This window comes from Phormidesmis sp. 146-20 (genome assembly GCF_052939475.1).
Map to the genome: position 1 here is coordinate 32,115 of NZ_JBJPHT010000030.1, position 15,476 is coordinate 47,590.

At 48.7% G+C, this 15,476-nt stretch carries 13 protein-coding genes; 7 read left to right on the forward strand and 6 right to left on the reverse strand.

Annotated features, from left to right (window positions below; all coding sequences use genetic code 11):
• Window positions 1-432: 432 nt before the first annotated feature.
• Window positions 433-4,158: a WD40 domain-containing protein gene (locus ACKFKH_RS20905; RefSeq protein WP_446860277.1), complete on the reverse strand. Its 3,726-nt coding sequence runs from the start codon at window positions 4,156-4,158 to the stop codon at window positions 433-435.
• Window positions 4,155-5,495, reverse strand: coding sequence for an AAA-like domain-containing protein (locus ACKFKH_RS20910; protein ID WP_446860278.1), 1,341 nt, complete (start codon window positions 5,493-5,495; stop codon window positions 4,155-4,157). Before ACKFKH_RS20910 ends, ACKFKH_RS20905 begins: the two co-directional genes overlap by 4 nt.
• Before the next feature lie 225 nt (window positions 5,496-5,720).
• Between ACKFKH_RS20910 and ACKFKH_RS20915 the strand changes: the two genes are divergently transcribed.
• Genes ACKFKH_RS20915 through ACKFKH_RS20925 form a run of 3 tightly spaced genes read left to right on the forward strand, consistent with a single transcriptional unit; the run spans window position 5,721 to window position 10,266 of the window.
• Window positions 5,721-8,756, forward strand: coding sequence for a protein kinase domain-containing protein (locus tag ACKFKH_RS20915; RefSeq protein ID WP_446860279.1), 3,036 nt, complete (start codon window positions 5,721-5,723; stop codon window positions 8,754-8,756).
• 54 nt (window positions 8,757-8,810) lie between these two features.
• Window positions 8,811-9,620, forward strand: coding sequence for a cyanoexosortase A (crtA, locus tag ACKFKH_RS20920; protein WP_446860280.1), 810 nt, complete (start codon window positions 8,811-8,813; stop codon window positions 9,618-9,620).
• Window positions 9,610-10,266: a cyanoexosortase A system-associated protein gene (locus ACKFKH_RS20925; protein ID WP_446860281.1), complete on the forward strand. Its 657-nt coding sequence runs from the start codon at window positions 9,610-9,612 to the stop codon at window positions 10,264-10,266. Before crtA ends, ACKFKH_RS20925 begins: the two co-directional genes overlap by 11 nt.
• 125 nt (window positions 10,267-10,391) lie before the next feature.
• On the opposite strand, the gene ACKFKH_RS20930 is transcribed toward ACKFKH_RS20925, so the two are convergent.
• Window positions 10,392-11,312, reverse strand: a complete 921-nt coding sequence (locus tag ACKFKH_RS20930; protein WP_446860282.1) for a transposase — start codon at window positions 11,310-11,312, stop codon at window positions 10,392-10,394.
• A 217-nt stretch (window positions 11,313-11,529) separates the two neighbouring features.
• Between ACKFKH_RS20930 and ACKFKH_RS20935 the strand changes: the two genes are divergently transcribed.
• Complete coding sequence (locus tag ACKFKH_RS20935) at window positions 11,530-11,802, forward strand: nucleotidyltransferase family protein (protein WP_446860283.1); 273 nt, start codon at window positions 11,530-11,532, stop codon at window positions 11,800-11,802.
• A gap of 205 nt (window positions 11,803-12,007) precedes the next feature.
• On the opposite strand, the gene ACKFKH_RS20940 is transcribed toward ACKFKH_RS20935, so the two are convergent.
• On the reverse strand, window positions 12,008-12,283 hold the full coding sequence (locus tag ACKFKH_RS20940) for a hypothetical protein (protein WP_446860284.1): 276 nt from the start codon (window positions 12,281-12,283) through the stop codon (window positions 12,008-12,010).
• On the opposite strand from ACKFKH_RS20940, the gene ACKFKH_RS20945 reads away from it, so the two are divergent.
• Genes ACKFKH_RS20945 through ACKFKH_RS20955 form a run of 3 tightly spaced genes read left to right on the forward strand, consistent with a single transcriptional unit; the run spans window position 12,283 to window position 13,952 of the window.
• Window positions 12,283-12,564 (forward strand): ISAzo13-like element transposase-related protein, encoded by a 282-nt coding sequence (locus tag ACKFKH_RS20945; protein ID WP_446860285.1) that lies wholly within the window; start codon window positions 12,283-12,285, stop codon window positions 12,562-12,564. The genes ACKFKH_RS20940 and ACKFKH_RS20945 overlap by 1 nt on opposite strands.
• Before the next feature lie 22 nt (window positions 12,565-12,586).
• The gene (locus tag ACKFKH_RS20950) at window positions 12,587-12,904 is read left to right on the forward strand and encodes a DUF6464 family protein (protein ID WP_446860286.1); all 318 of its coding nucleotides are present in this window, start codon (window positions 12,587-12,589) and stop codon (window positions 12,902-12,904) included.
• Complete coding sequence (locus tag ACKFKH_RS20955) at window positions 12,870-13,952, forward strand: tocopherol cyclase family protein (RefSeq protein ID WP_446860287.1); 1,083 nt, start codon at window positions 12,870-12,872, stop codon at window positions 13,950-13,952. Before ACKFKH_RS20950 ends, ACKFKH_RS20955 begins: the two co-directional genes overlap by 35 nt.
• A gap of 240 nt (window positions 13,953-14,192) precedes the next feature.
• On the opposite strand, the gene ACKFKH_RS20960 is transcribed toward ACKFKH_RS20955, so the two are convergent.
• Together ACKFKH_RS20960 and ACKFKH_RS20965 are read right to left on the reverse strand one after the other, a co-directional pair.
• Entirely contained in the window at window positions 14,193-14,975 is a 783-nt protein-coding gene (locus ACKFKH_RS20960; protein ID WP_446860288.1) for a DUF3598 family protein, read from the reverse strand.
• Window positions 14,976-15,020: 45 nt separating this feature from the next.
• Complete coding sequence (locus ACKFKH_RS20965; protein WP_446860289.1) at window positions 15,021-15,233, reverse strand: hypothetical protein; 213 nt, start codon at window positions 15,231-15,233, stop codon at window positions 15,021-15,023.
• Between the last annotated feature and the right edge of the window lie 243 nt (window positions 15,234-15,476).

Sequence of the window (15,476 nt, forward strand, 5' to 3'; positions counted from 1 at the left end):
TGTCTCCACTAATCGCTATTAATTACATAGTTCTCGCCAAATTCTTTCAGCACCTTTCCGACATGCTCAACCTCTGCCAACTTCGATAGGTATTGATTTCAATCCATTCATTATGCAACGCCATATTCTAAAGTCTTTATCTCTATCTTTGCTCTTAATGCAGGATCAACAGTAGCGACGATCGTACAATCATCTTCTATTTTCTCTGCTCCAATCATTCTCGGTGCATAAGATCCGCGCACTTGATCTCATCCTCCCAAATTGAGAACGTGATGGAGATGGCGGATTCAGATTTTTCACAAACTGGTTTGAACACTGCCTGGCTGATTCGATTGAGATTTTTGGCAGTACTGCCGTCTCGAAATGTAGCGGGTGCGATCGGATCAATTTCTGCTCAACGATACGAACGCTTGCTAAAAAATAGAAGGTGCGCTACGAGCGCTTTTGACAGAGGCTACGATCGTCCTCACTCACATTTGAATTATTTTGCAAGTAATCGTGGAGCCAGTCACAACCTTGATCTAATAGCTCCGGTAGATTGAGATCCCAACGCCACAAAACGATCGTATGGTCACGACTTGCCGACGCTAAAATCTGACCATTCGGGCTAAAACTCACGCTCTCGATCACATCTCGATGTCCCCTCAAAGTTTTGATTAGCTTGCCATCCCGACTCCATAATTTGACGCTGCCATCTTGACCACCCGTTGCGATTAGCGCTCCGCGCAACTCCGAAGGAACCGTCTGACCATTTGGGCTAAAACTCACCGTGTAAACAGGGCCTTCATCCCCCTGAAACGTTTTGAGTAAGCGACCTCGAAGAGGTATCTGCTTCAGCAGATCGGGCAACTCCCAATATCGCACCGTTCCATCGTTGCCCACGGATGCAATCATCTGCCCATCTGGACTAAAAGCCACCCCATAGACTCTGCCACTGTGTCCCCGTAGCGTACTGAGCAACTGTCCGTTTGGAGTCCACACGCGCACCGTTTCGTCGCCTCCTGCTGAAACTAAACGCTGTCCATTCGGGCTAAATCGAACGCTGTAGACTCGACCACTGTGACCTTTGAGCGTTCTCAGAAGTTCTCCATTTCGATTCCAGAGTTTGATTGTGGCATCATAGCCTGCGGAAGCGATCGTTTGTCCGTCAGGGCTAAAACTAACGGCGTAGACTCGATTTTTGTGTCCTTTTAGCGTTTGTATTTGTGCGCCATTGCGATTCCAAAGTTTGATTGTTGAATCTCGACTGGCGATCGCAACCATTTGCCCATCGGGGCTAAAACTGACAGCTTGAAGCCAATTAGAACCTTGAGTCAGCGTTTTGAGAAAGGTGAAATCGGTCGCATCAGTGGATGCCAAATTCCAGAGTTTGACGCTGCCATCTTGACCCGCAGAAGCGATTTGCCCATCTGAGCTAAAACTGACGCTGTTGACCTCCGCTGTGTGAGCCTTGAGATCTTGCCGCAGCGGATTGTGAATTCTCCAAAGTTTCACCGAGTTGTCATAGCTTCCGGTTGCCAGCTTTTGACCATCAGGGCTAAAACTCACGCCATAAACGGCTCCTTTGTGTCCTTGAAAGCTATCAATCTCACTGCCATCTGAGACACGCCAAAGCTTGATTGTGCCGTCTTGATAAGCAGCCGCTAAACTCAGACCATCAGGACTAAAAGCAACGCTGTAAACTGATCCATTTTTGCGGGTCAAGGTTTTGAGTAATGTGTCCTGTTTCCAGAGTTTAACGGTGCCATCGTTGCTTGCAGATGCCAGCGTTTGATTGTCAGAACTAAAGCTGAGACTATTGACCTGTTGAGGGTGGGCTGTCCACTGTTTGACCAAATTTCCGTTGAGATCCCAGAGCTTGATGTCGCCATGCTGTCCGGCCGTTGCCAACCGTTCGCTATCAGGACTAAAACTAACGCTGTAGATGGCTTTCTGGTGTTTCATCACGGTCTTTGTCTTGATCGCTTCACCGTTCCGATTCCAGAGTTTAACAGTATTGTCCCAACTTGCTGAAGCAATCACTTTACCATTGGGACTCACTGCAACACTTTCAACCGCTTCTCGATGCGCGTTAATTGTCTGAACTAAATCACCGTTTCGATTCCAAATTCTAATTTTTCCAGTTTGTTCAGCCGTTACAATTGATTGATTATCTAAACTAAAGCTAATCCCATTAATGATGCCGCAGCGTTGAATTATTGATATTGTCGATCGACAGGAAAGCGTTTTAATCAATCGTCCATCTGGTTGCCAAAGTTTAACGGTTGCGTCGTCGCTCACTGATCCAATCTGTTGCCCATCGGGACTAAACGCCACACTATTAATTTTATCCTGGTGTCCCTGGAGGCGATTCAATTCGTGAATACTATAGGTTGCCAGTTGCAGTGCGTCTGTGGTCTGAGCCGTGAGATTATCTTTGTCTAACCGCCGATCGATATAAGGTTCCTCGATCGCTGAAACGCCTCGATCGCTGTTTTTTTGCTCAGTCCGTCTAGATAAGGGACTCAAAAGCTGCTGACCTGCTCTCACACTCGCCACCAGTGCCCCCAACTGATCATGCCTCAACAACATCAATTGACTCGAAGCATTGAGGCTAGAAATCTCGGCTGCTCTGCGTTTTGCCTCTGCCTGCTGCATCAAAAGACGCGCATCTAAACTGACCGTGATCGAAATGATCGCCAACAGCGCCAGCATGATGAATCCCAGTCGAGCTACCCATCGCGCTTTCCATTGAGTTCTGGCGAGTCGCTGATTGGCTTGGCGTTCGGTTTCCAGGGCAAATTCTGCTTTTTGTCGAGCCTGAGTGAGAATTTGATTCGCCTGTTCTGCCACTTCCTTGGCGTGTTTCTCGGTTGCCAATGCCTTCTCAACGTCTCGCTTTTCTAACTCGCGACTGGCATCTAGAAACCAATAGTCGCGATCGCTCAAACTCTTGTCGGCCGCCCAACTCTGAGCTTCTCGCAGGGCATATCCCCGCAGCAACCAGGACTCATCGCGATTGGCTGCGATCCAACCCGCCAGCGCCTCCGAATAGGGACACAGCCCCGTTAATGCCTTTTGCACCCAGTCCAGGTCAAAAATCGCTGCATAAATCGGATTGGAAACCGTCAGTTTGCCTTGTCGCTCGACAACGAGACCAGAGAGCCGCAGTTCGATTTGTTCGGCGCTGTCATCGGGGGGAATGCCGAGGGGTGAGGGGTGAGGAGTGAGGGGTGAGGAGTGAGGAGTGGGGTTTGGGATGCTTGGGTGGAGAATTTTTTGGTAGAGTCCGAGGAGTCGTCCGGCGCGTTGTTTGTTGTGGAGGAGGCGATCGCGGATGGTTTTGAGGTGGGTTGGCTCGTCGTGAAATTCCCAGTGGTCGAGAATGTGGGTTTGGACGAGGCGATCGACGGTTGTGGTGGATTCTTGAACGGCTAATCGACAGAGCTTTTGAGTCAGAAAGGGTTGTCCGCCTGTCCAGTGCAAGATGGCTTTCAGGGTCGTGATCGGATCGTTGCCAAGCCCCTGAGCTAACACGTCTGCTTCGGGGAGTTGAAATCCGGTTAGCTCGATCGCTTGCCCAATATTAAAGGGAGTCCGCTGCTTATCCTGCATTAAATCAGACGGAGTGGCAACGCCTAATAGAGAAAATGTTAAACGCTGGTAAGATGAACTTTCGGCACGGTGATTATAGCAGGCGCGAACTGCCGCAAAAAAATCTTCAACCGGAAATGGAAGGCTAAGAACACTATCAATTTCGTCAATAAAGATCACAATTTGACTGTGAATCTGATTCAGCAGAACGTCTTCTAAAAAATGACTCCAACGCTGAACGGGCGAAAGTAATTGACGATCGCGCCACCAACTCACCAGATCCATTTTCAGCTTAAAACTATTTACCAGACTTCCGATCAGACTGGCGTACCACTGTTCTGGGCTGATTTGCTCAATCCCGATCGTCGTCAAATCGATCACCGCACAGGCGATTCCTTCAGATTGCAGTCGATGCATTGTGCGAACGCGCAAACTTGATTTTCCCATCTGCCGCGAGTTGAGAATGTAGCAAAATTCTCCTGCTTTTAGACCTTCATACAAGTCGCGATCGGCTTTGCGGGTAACATAGGTGGGAGCATCGATCGCCAGATTGCCGCCCACTTGATAAGAGAGAGAATGCATCATGGGAGGCGGTCGCGAAAGTACTGTCGATACAATTCACAGCGAGGAATCACTTGATTTTCTTGAAGGTGTACCAGCCCCATACTTTCCAGCTTAAAGGACTGAAGCGTGTCGAGTTGGAGCGGACGATCGGCCCTAATCAGCGTCTTGAATGCCTGAGCAAGAGCGGGCTGCTGCTGCAAGTGAATCAAATGACGACGCAGATGATCGCTGTAGACTCCCGATTCAGTTGTGGCGGTTTGTAATAGCTGGTCGAGGGTCAGTTTGTGGTGAGCAATTTGAAAGAGCGCTTGTTGAATTAGATAGGGATGACCGCCGACGATCGCCATCAGTTTTTCTACTTCAAAATCGCTCCAACCAAGCTGATATTTTTGCGTCAATTCTCGAACTTGATCGAGGCTAAATTCGGGTAGTTTGATCACTAATCCAACGCCGCCTAAAGGAGAGTGATTGATGTCTAACGCTCCGTAAACTTCAGTAGAATGTACGACGATTAACCGCAGCTTTTTCCAGATGGTGCCTGTCTCGTCTCCCTGGGTGGCTCGTTGATTCCAGCCCCGCAGCAAGGCACAAAAATCGTTAGCGATCGCAGCATGTTCAAACACGAGATCGACATTATCCAACGCTAAAACGAATGGAGTCGTGATTGCTGGCAGTAAATAGGTTTCAAAATACAACGTGCTGTTATAGTTGCAGCCAAAAATATCACTCCAGCGATCGCTTAGTTGATTGGGTAAGCCTAAAGATTGAGCAACACTGGCGCAAAACCACTGAGAAAACTTATTTAAATTCGTAAAAATCGTACTGTCACACAAATCGAAACTCAACGCCTGGGTTTGGTAGCCTTTTTGTCTCGCCTGGGTCAAAGTTTTCTCCATCAGCCAGGTTTTTCCCATATCCTGAGCCGCCTTAATCCGAATCAGCGCCCCTGGCTTCAAAATCTCCTGATACGCCTCCGACTCATAGGGACGGCGATCGGCTTCAGCCGCGATCTCTTTGAACCCAACCGCACTAGCTTGAAGAGAACCGGGTAAAACCGTCTGCAACCGCTCGATCGGCCCCTGCAAATTATTCTTTGTTACCTTTGTCCCGATCGCTTCAGAGAGCAGTCTCCATAACTCTGGGCCGACATTTCGCATCAGATGATCCAATCCGCACCGCTCCGCACAGTCCTGATGAATTTCTGTAAAGCTCTTGCCTTGCCACGCACCCCGAAAAACCAGTCGTTGCAGGTCATTCATCGGTTTTCCAGCTTTTTTGAGCAATAACTGATCAGCCAGCGCGATCGCGGTTTCCACATCCATATCAGGCAGACAAGACTTTTCCTCATTAAAACTCACTTTTTGGCAGCGTCAAAGCCGAACTTGCCCAAAGGTCAGAATTTTAATGCAAAAACTGGCTGAACTATCCTTAACTTTCCTGTATTGCCGTTGATTTCTTTTGTTGAATAAAGTATTCACTATAGCTTACAAATTCTGTTGTCTAACCATTCACGCGCTCAATCCATTCTTAACAAGTTTCTTTACTTCTAGCAATCCAAATATTTTTGCACTCCAGCGATCGCCATGAAAACTTCTCCCTCCGAAAAAGCAGTTAACCCCAAGCAGTCTTATTGTTTTAATCCCAAGTGTCAGCATCCAGAAAACGAATTTAACGCTGAACACTGTCGTCACTGTGGAACAAAACTGCTGCTCAACGATCGCTATAGGGCGATTCGCTTGATTGGTCAGGGTGGGTTTGGGCGAACGCTGTTGGTCATCGACGAATCACCCCTCACGCAACCCTACTGTGTCGTCAAGCAATTTTTTCCGCAGCAGCAGGACAACATCGAAAAAGCAGCCGAATTGTTTCGTCAAGAAGCGCAACGACTAGAAGCACTGGGCACTCATTCGCAGATTCCCAAACTGCTGGAATCCTTTGAGGAAGACCAACGGCAGTATCTGGTGCAAGAATTTATCGACGGTCGCAATCTGGCTCAAGAGTTGGTGGAGCATGGCGCATTTAATGAAGCCCAAATTCGTCAACTGTTGCAGGATATTCTGCCGATTTTGCAATTTATTCACGCTCATCAAGTCATTCACCGTGACATCAAGCCCGAAAATATTGTGCGGCGGTCGAGCGATCGTGAGCTAGTTCTCGTTGATTTTGGAGCCGCTAAATACACGTCAGAAACCACCCTGGGAAAAACCGGGACGATGATCGGATCTGCCGCCTACACCGCTCCAGAGCAAGTTAGAGGAAAGGCAATCTACGCCAGCGATCTCTACAGTTTGGGAGTCACGTGCATTCACTTGCTAACAGAAATGTCGCCCTTTGAATTGTTCGATAGTGGCGAAAATAAATGGGTTTGGCAACACTACGTCAAAAAATCTGCAACCCGTTCGAGAACGCCAGACGGATTCCTGACGACAACACCTCACGCAAAGCGTAAAACAATCACGCCTCAGCTTGAATCAATTCTCAATAAGCTGCTAGAAAGCGGCACCACTCGACGCTATTTTTCGGCTGACCAAGTGCTAAAAGACTTAAAAGCACCCCATCGTCGGTTCAAAAAGCGGTGGCTTGCGGCGGGCGTTGTGTTGATTGCTAGTGTTGCGGGAGCGCGATCGCTGATGTTCCCCGTTACGCAAATGGTATCAACGCCTTACAGTGCGCCTGACTATCAACGTCCACCTCAGCAGAACCTGCCTGCGGCGATCGGAGGACTTTTCCTCAACACAGACGACAAACAGCAAGCTTTTCCGCTTCAACATACCGAAGTGATGGCGCGGGTGACTGGAAATGTGTCACGAGTCGAAGTCACGCAGACGTTCACCAATCCATTCAACAAACCGTTGGAGGCGGTGTATGTCTTCCCATTGCCTGACGAGGCGGCAGTCGATGATATGGAAATTCGAGTTGGAAATCGTATCATTCGCGGACTGATCAAAAAACGTCAGGAAGCAAAGCAAATTTACGATCAGGCGAAACAGGACGGCAAAACCGCAGGATTACTAGAACAAGAACGCGACAACGTATTTACACAGTCTCTTGCAAATATTAAACCTGGCGAAAAGATCGATGTTACGATTCGATATACCAATAGTTTGAAGTTTGAGAAAGGAAACTATGAGTTTGATTTTCCGATGGTGGTTGGGCCACGCTATGTTCCCAGTGGTGTGATTGCAGACGCGAATAAAATTTTACCCGCAACGAAAGCACCAGAGACACGATCGGGGCAAGACATCAGAGTTACGGTTGAGATCGATGCGGGTGTACCCATTAAAGGCATGAATTCTCCGTCTCATCAGGTAAAAACCGCTCAAGATGATGGAGTGACGCGCATTCAGTTAGCGAATGAAACAACGATTCCTAACAAAGATCTGGTGTTGAAATATCAGGTTGCAGATACCACGGCTCAATCGACGGTGTTAACGGATAGCGATCGCCGAGGAGGACACTTTGCTGCCTATTTAATTCCCGCCTTGCAGTACCAGCCCAATGAGATTGTCCCCAAGGATGTCGTGTTTCTGATGGACACCTCCGGATCGCAGGGAGGGCAACCTATTCAGGCTTCTAAAGAACTAATGCGCCGCTTTTTGAAGGGCTTAAATCCAGACGACACCTTTACGATTATCGACTTCGCCAGCGTCACGACTCAACTGTCAGACAAACCGTTGCCCAACACGCCAGAAAACCGCCAGCGAGCGATCGAGTACGTCAACAAACTAGAGGCTAATGGCGGCAGCGAATTGTTTAACGGCATCCAAAAAGTGATGAGTTTTCCGCCCGCCGTAGATGGACGACTCCGCAGCATTGTACTGATCACGGACGGCTTGATTGGAGATGATGAACGGGTGATCGCTGAAGTGCAAAAAAACTTGAAACCAGGCAATCGACTCTACAGTTTTGGGGTGGGAGAAGCGTCTAACCGTTTCTTAATTGATCGCATCGCCGAACTCGGACGAGGAACTTCTCAAGTCGTGATGCCCAATGAGAAAGCTGGCCCGATCGTCGAGAAGTTCTTTCAGCACATCAACAATCCCGTTTTGACCAACATTGAGATCACGTGGGAAGGGTCAGGAGCCGCTCCACAAATCTATCCGCTTAAGACAGCCGATCTGTTTGCCAATCAGCCTTTGGTGATTTTTGGGCGCAAGGGCGATCGCTCAGATGGTAACCTCAAAATTACGGGAACGGCGATCGGAGGAAAACGCTACGAGAAAATTGTCCCAGTCGATTTTGCGAATACTGGTAACTCATCTTCGTCACCGCTGTCGGGTGGCATTGCCCAACTCTGGGGACGCGCTCGAATTAAAGAATTAACCAGTCAAATGTTCGCGAAGGAAACAGAAGCTGGAATCAAATCAGTCACAGATACTGCATTAGAATACCGATTACTATCAAAGTACACAGCTTTCGTTGCGGTGAGTCAAGAAAATCGAGTCGAACCTAACTCTGGAAAAACGGTACAGGTGCCTGTGGAAACGCCTGAAGGAATGAATCAACCGACTGGCAACGGGGCTGATCCTGTCCCGGAACCTGGAGAAATTTTGGGCAGCCTTGCCGCCGTTTTGTTACTCCTGTCGCGCTTTGGCTGGAAACGATGGAAGCAACGTTAAGCGATCGCCTCATTCTAAATTCACCCCTTCCGTCACTGATCTGAAGCAGTCCGTATGAAGCAGTCGCGTGGAATTCAATATCTGTTGCTGGGTTTGCTGGTAGGAACGATCGCGCTCCATCTCAGTCTAGTTTCTCACAGCCAAAATACTGACCTCATGGGATCTAGCATTCTATTTTGGTTTGCGATCGCTGCTCTCGTATTCAAACGATCTCAATTGAATCTCAGCAGTGATCTTTTTTCGATTAGTCTGGGTGCATTTCTGATGTCACTGGTCTTGATCAAAAGTAAGTTTCTAATCGGAAACGATATTTTTTTACGGTTGTTGCCTTTTGTCTCTGTTCTCGGTATCAGTTTGATGGCTTCTGGTATGTCTCGACTCAAACACTACTGGCGAGAATTAACGCTTTTAGCATTCTTTATCATTCCGCCAGGATTCGTTTCTCTATTCATCGATCCGTCTCCACTAACGGCTAGGTTTTCGGCATTTGTGTTGTGGTGTCTGGGGTTTGATGTTTCGCGTCAGGGGTTGTTGATTCATTTACCCAGAGGCTCGATCGAAGTCTACGCAGGCTGTTCTGGGATCGCTGTCATTTTGCAACTCTTGGGATTGGCGCTGATTTATCTGTTTTTGTGCCGAACTCGATTTCATCAAAAAGTGTGGCTGGTCACGATCGCGCTCTTCCTCGCTTTCACAATCAATGGGTTACGAGTGGCGCTGATGGCTGTTTTGGTTGCCTTGTCCAATCAGTCGGCGTTTGAATACTGGCATGTGGGCGATGGATCTCTGATTTTTTCAACGATCGCCGTCTTCAGTTTTGGCGCATTCTGCAATTTTCTGATCCCGCAATCTGATGAACACTGACAAATTTCGCACTGGATTATTAATTTCCCTTCTGGGAGGGGTTCTTTTTGTGTTGGGTCAGTCTATTTTTAAACCTAATCAACCCAGAGCCGCCGCAACGCCTTTTGTGTTTCCAGATGCGATCGCTTTACCAGGATGGAAGTCAGCAGGCAACCGTTCTCTAGCTGATCATCCCGTTCGTCGTAACTTCATTGCTGGAAAGGTCTATCAGTATTCTCAAAATCAATCTATTGTTGATGTCGAAATTCGCTACTTAGTCGATACCGATGGCGATGTAGAACACTATCTCAGAGACTATCAAAAGAGTACTACCCACAATCGTTCCAGCATTCGTCATCAGCCTGGAATCGGATTCTACCAAGTATTTTCTGACCAAAATAAAGCTTATCTGAGCGTCTGCATCAATCCCCAAGGCGGCAGCACCGTAACAGGAATTCAGTTTCGGGACAATCGCAATGCTCATGACTTGAGAATCGATCGCATTGCTCCCTGGCTATTTGGGCGCTCAAACCTTCGCGATTTTCGTTGTCTCTGGACTCATCTCTCCACGCCCTTAAAAAACTCTCCAGAAGAAACGTATCCGACTTTGGAATCTGCCTGGACTGTCTGGTACTCATCGTGGCAGTTGCGCTTTCCACAGGAATAGCAAAGCTTTTAACTTCTTCTTTTGGCTTCTTGTCTAATAGACCTGTTGCTTTAGATCAACACTCTGGACAGAATTAGGCAGTGATAACGCCGTATGAGCGAAGACTCTGGTAGTTAGAATGAGATTTAATCGCTTTTGGGGACAGCGCTAACTTTGAGATAAAGAGGTTCAGCAAATGGTCGTTGAGTGCCCGTCGTTTGAGACTCGCCATCTGAGAACAGCACGACGTAGCTGGGCTTGTGAGGTTTGCGGGTGTCTTTGAGATAAGCGAGGCGAATTTGACGCTTGAGCGAGACGTGCCAGACGACTTGGGTGTAGAGGTCAAACCCCGGTTGCAGTTGGCACACCCAGGTGAACCGGGTTGAGTCTGCTAAATCGACTTTGCCGTCGTATTTGCGTTTGGCACCTCGTGCCTTCTGCTGCCCCTCAAACACAAAGCGCAGGTTCGCATCGCGCCGCAGGCGACTAATCACCTCCAGCTTCAGCGCCACGACTCCGGTGATAAACGGTTGATTTGCATACGCGCCATCGACCGCAAGATAGCGAATTTGCTCAGGTAGCTGTGGGCGCACTCGCTGAAGTTGATCCAGGTAATAATCCATTCGCGTTAGTTCAGGAAACATCGCCTGCTCAAAGGTCTGCTCGGCTTGTACGCTGTACCCCACTTCTGTCTCAACATTCACCACCGCCACCAACGACACCTCTAACCCTTTTTCGACTCGACCGTGGCTGCCGTTGTAAAACTGATCCAACCCAAAGGTCTGCTTCCCGCTCTTGGCGATGAACGAGCAATCCATCAGGGCGATCATCGCGCCATCCTCTCGCATTGCTGCTCTAATCACTTCCAGGTTGAACCGGGTAAACGGGAACGACTGCTGGAATCTGCGGCGATACGTCTTTTCGCTCAACGAACTGTAGCGGCTCAAATTCGTAAAGTTCACTTTTCCACAGACAATGAGGACGGTGGCGAACAGCGTGGTGAGTCCCTTGATTTGGGGTTTGCTCAACCCGCCCATTTTCTCCAGTAAACTTTGTACAATTTGCATACAGCTATCGGTTTGGTGCTTGTTTTTTCTGATCAGCACCCTAAGGGATCGATAGCTTTCTTGTCTATCCCCTCACCCAAAAACTGTCCGAACCATTGTTATAAGGAAGACTTCCTGAATTTTTTACGCCATACGATTGCGACAGGGCAAACCGCCCAGCTCTCTGATCGTCTGCTGACCCAAGCTCTACTACAGCAACTACAGCCGAGGCATAGCAATGCCTGAGCCGCCTTCAAGAATGCAGCGATCGCAGTACGATGATGGGATAATAAGACAAAATGGAAAGTTGCTTATGAACATTGGGGCACAGTTGCATGAAAAACGGGAAGTGATTTTAGTAACAGCATCAAAATATGGTGCCTACAATGTTCGCGTCTTTGGCTCTGTGGCACGGGGCGAAGCTGACGCAGACAGCGATGTGGATTTTCTGGTGGAAATGGAGGCAGAACGTAGCCTGCTTGACCTCGGTGGTCTGCTGATGGAACTATAAGACCTGCTGAATTATCCGGTGGATGTTGTCACAGAAAAAGGACTGCGACCCAGAATCCGCGATCGCGTCCTGAGCGAAGCAATCCCCCTATGAGAGACGATCACGAGAAACTGCAAGATATCTTAGTGGCAAGCAGGCGGGTTAGGGGGACTGTTTGAAGCACCGGGACGGGGCAAGGTAATCGAGGGCGGTGATGGTCAGAGAGCTAGCAGCGTCGATCTTCGAAGTGAAAGGAACAGCAGCCGTAGCAGTGACGGTGCCGGGTAAACACTGCATAAGCACCGCCTAGATAGTCCTTGGGTAGGTAACGCACCGATCCATCAGCACCCACAGTGACATCTACAGGCAAGGTAGCGGCCATGTTAGCGGTTCCGTCGTCGCTAGAGAAAGTTAGAGAGATGTTGCTTTTGGGAGTGATGCCAGGGTTGGCACCGTTGCGCGCTTTTTCAGCCGCATCAACCAACAGAGCCGCTTCAACCAATGCATCCGCCCTATCATAGCAAGTACAATTCGATTGAACGCTGTTGGGGCATCCTCGAACAGCACTGGAATGGAACGCAACTGAGTGACGTACAAACGATGCTCGCTTGGGCAGAAAGTATGACTTGGAAGGGCATTCACCCGACAGTAATGCTGAACACCCAGACTTATCCAACAGGCATTTCGCTATCCAAAGTAGCAATGCGTGAAGTTGAGCGGCGATCAGAACGCAATCTAGAGCTACTAAAATGGGACATCTTAATTCGACCGCTAAACGAGTAAAATCATTGCCGGAAGTCGCCTTATGCTTGAGATCATTTTGGTTCTGACGATCGGGCTGGCTCCCCCTTTAATGTCTTTTATTTTCTTGCGTCGAGCCGAGGCGCGGGCACAGATTCGTCTACGATCTGCCATGAGAGCGGCGGAACACCGTCAACTTCAGCGGCTTTTGGCGCTCCCCTCTGATCAGCGCTACGTTGAAGGCATGGGGTCTCTGATTGGAGACTTTACCTGTCGATTTAACGCGCGATCGACTCATATTCGCTGTGCTGTTAATCCGTTTGGCCCTTGCAAAGAATGCACCTACTATGAACCAATTTCATCCTTTACAGACCCCTCATAGCGGCTATCACTGGAATGGAAGCAGCCGCAATTTTTTTGAAGGTTGGTATTACCGAGTGACGGTGCCACAGGGTCAGACGTTTGCATTTATGTATTCGATCGAAGACCCCACAGGCAAGCAACCATACAGTGGCGGTGCAGCGCAAATTCTCGGTGCTGATGATGAATACCTCTGTCGTACCTTTCCCGATGTGAGTCGCTTTTGGGCCTGGAAAGACGCGCTGGGGTTGGGTCACTGGGGCAAAACAGATTTGGGTCAGCCTGAATATTTGGAGCGGGAAGGGTTCGATCGTCACGTTCAGGAAGGCTATCAGGCGACGGCCACCTGGCATCAAGGCAAACTGCACGAACCCAACGGCAAGTCTGCGGAATGGCAGTATGAAATTCAGCCTGTGTATGGGTGGGCGAGTACGGGCAGTCCGCAGCAGTCAACGGCGGGTTTTCTGTCGTCGCTGCAAATCTTTGAACCGGGCTGGCAAATTCTCATGGCGCATGGATTAGCCACTGGTTGGATTGATTGGAATGGGAAGCGATATGAATTTGTGAACGCCCCGGCGTATAGTGAAAAGAATTGGGGTGGAGCCTTTCCGCAAAAGTGGTTTTGGCTCAACTGCAACAGTTTTGAGAATGAGTCTGATTTGGCGCTAACCGCTGGCGGCGGCAGACGGGGCGTATTGTGGTGGATGGAATCGGTGGCGATGATCGGCATTCATCACAAAGGAAAATTTTACGAATTTGTGCCCTGGAATTCTCAAGTCAGTTGGGACATTCAACCCTGGGGCTACTGGAAAATGGAGGCAAAAAACGCCCAGTACACAGTCACCCTCACGGGCACCACCGACCTACCCGGAACGCCGCTACGCGCCCCCACTGCCACGGGCTTGCGCTTTGCCTGCCGCGACACCATGTTAGGAAATCTAACGTTAGAACTGAGACATCGCTGGAACAACGAATTAATTCTCAAAGCCACCAGCAGCCAGTGCGGACTCGAAACCGGAGGACAACCCTGGGACGAAATCTGGAACTCAAGCTGCGGTTTGAGTAAGTAGAAGCCAACTGCGATCGTCAGCATCACCAGCCAACCGCTCAGTTTACCGATAGTATCAATCCTGCGATCGATGTTAGCTGAGAGATTGAGGAGTTGACGAATTCTGAATAGGTTTGAGGATAGACAAGGCTGTGTTCTCCCACAAATTTATCGTGTGTTACACAGTTTCGACAGAATTGCTTCGTGGGTACATTTTACGACTCAAGCAGCTAGTTTATTAGACCAGCTACCTCAGTCGAGACTAAGATTGTAACGTTGCAGAAACCAACTGCGTGAACGAACCTGTAGTATCATAGTGAGCCGCAAGAAACTGTAATTGATCGTCTGCTATTTGGTGACCTGCTGCAAGCTGAATCGGTTGATTCACATCGACGCTCTCAGAAAACTTGACGATCGTGTTGCCGGGAAGGCGAATGATTTTGTCAGGGTCACTGGTTTGATCAAAGGAGACTTGAGTCTCTTCTTCAGATGAAATGCTTAGGTCAGGAGTCATGCAGCGTTTCTTTCCAATCCAATTTCCTGAAAGTTCTGATAGCTCTTTGCTCAGGAATTGATCAGAGAAGTCGCCCCGGTGTTCTCGAATGTGTGTAATCCGATCAAGCTGACCATTTTCTCCATAGACGATCACAACACTCGATCGCCAGTCGTGATTTCCAAAGAAAAATTCTAGACCACAGGCGTTTCCGAGGCTGAGTTTCTGTGAAAGCCAAGCCGTCGCACCTGCTCCAAATGACAACGTTCGCATTGAGGATGCGGCAGGATGGCTGACTCCATTCGGCTGGTTACAGGTTTCTCGATCGATTTGCCAGCTTGTTTTATCCACAACATTTCCATCATCATCCAGATAGCGGTTGGTGTGAGTAATGACCGTATTATCTACATTCGATCGAAAACTTCTGATTACCTGTTTGCTCTTGATCAACTCCTGCTCAGGCGAGTACGAATTCCACTGCCCATACCAAGCAGTCTCATCGGTCGTATATTCTCCGAACAGGTTGTTCCAATTTCTATCTGAATGATTCATCAATTTATTCCTCTCGTTCCAATAGTGTCGGCACGACTCATCTATCTAATGGGTACTGCGATAAATTTTTATGCAGAAACTGCTCAAATCAATCAGAAATTGTTTGGAGAAATTTCCTAACTGTAGACGCTTGTAGCCGTTTATCGTCAGATTCAACAAACGCCGTATTCCATAGCCCACAATTTCCGGAGCGACGCTACTCGGTTCCTGTGGTTCGCCTGCTCTGTTGTTGCGAATGGAAGCATCATGGATCGCCACTGCCAAATAGCTTGACGGATCAGCGAGAAGGTCTGGGAAAGTGAGGTCAAATAAATGCCTGCGGGTCAATCACAAATGTTGTCGCTAATCCTTGAGCAAGGGTCAATACAGCCTTCGCATCAATGAGTTGTGCTAGTCGAATCGTTATCATTTGAAGATCCTACGCGACGGGCAACTTTCTAGGACGTTGCTGATTGGAGGAATGAATTCTGTGGGAAGTGTCCATCTTTTCGCCCCCTAAAT

Bases quoted from the DNA above. Each gene is read 5' to 3' on its own strand.
- ACKFKH_RS20905 (WP_446860277.1), bottom strand. From the start codon at position 4,158: ATGATGCATTCTCTCTCTTATCAAGTGGGCGGCAATCTGGCGATCGAT.
- ACKFKH_RS20915 (WP_446860279.1), top strand. From the start codon at position 5,721: ATGAAAACTTCTCCCTCCGAAAAAGCAGTTAACCCCAAGCAGTCTTAT.
- crtA (WP_446860280.1), top strand. From the start codon at position 8,811: ATGAAGCAGTCGCGTGGAATTCAATATCTGTTGCTGGGTTTGCTGGTA.
- ACKFKH_RS20925 (WP_446860281.1), top strand. From the start codon at position 9,610: ATGAACACTGACAAATTTCGCACTGGATTATTAATTTCCCTTCTGGGA.
- ACKFKH_RS20930 (WP_446860282.1), bottom strand. From the start codon at position 11,312: ATGCAAATTGTACAAAGTTTACTGGAGAAAATGGGCGGGTTGAGCAAA.
- ACKFKH_RS20935 (WP_446860283.1), top strand. From the start codon at position 11,530: ATGCCTGAGCCGCCTTCAAGAATGCAGCGATCGCAGTACGATGATGGG.
- ACKFKH_RS20945 (WP_446860285.1), top strand. From the start codon at position 12,283: ATGCATCCGCCCTATCATAGCAAGTACAATTCGATTGAACGCTGTTGG.
- ACKFKH_RS20950 (WP_446860286.1), top strand. From the start codon at position 12,587: ATGCTTGAGATCATTTTGGTTCTGACGATCGGGCTGGCTCCCCCTTTA.
- ACKFKH_RS20955 (WP_446860287.1), top strand. From the start codon at position 12,870: ATGAACCAATTTCATCCTTTACAGACCCCTCATAGCGGCTATCACTGG.
- ACKFKH_RS20960 (WP_446860288.1), bottom strand. From the start codon at position 14,975: ATGAATCATTCAGATAGAAATTGGAACAACCTGTTCGGAGAATATACG.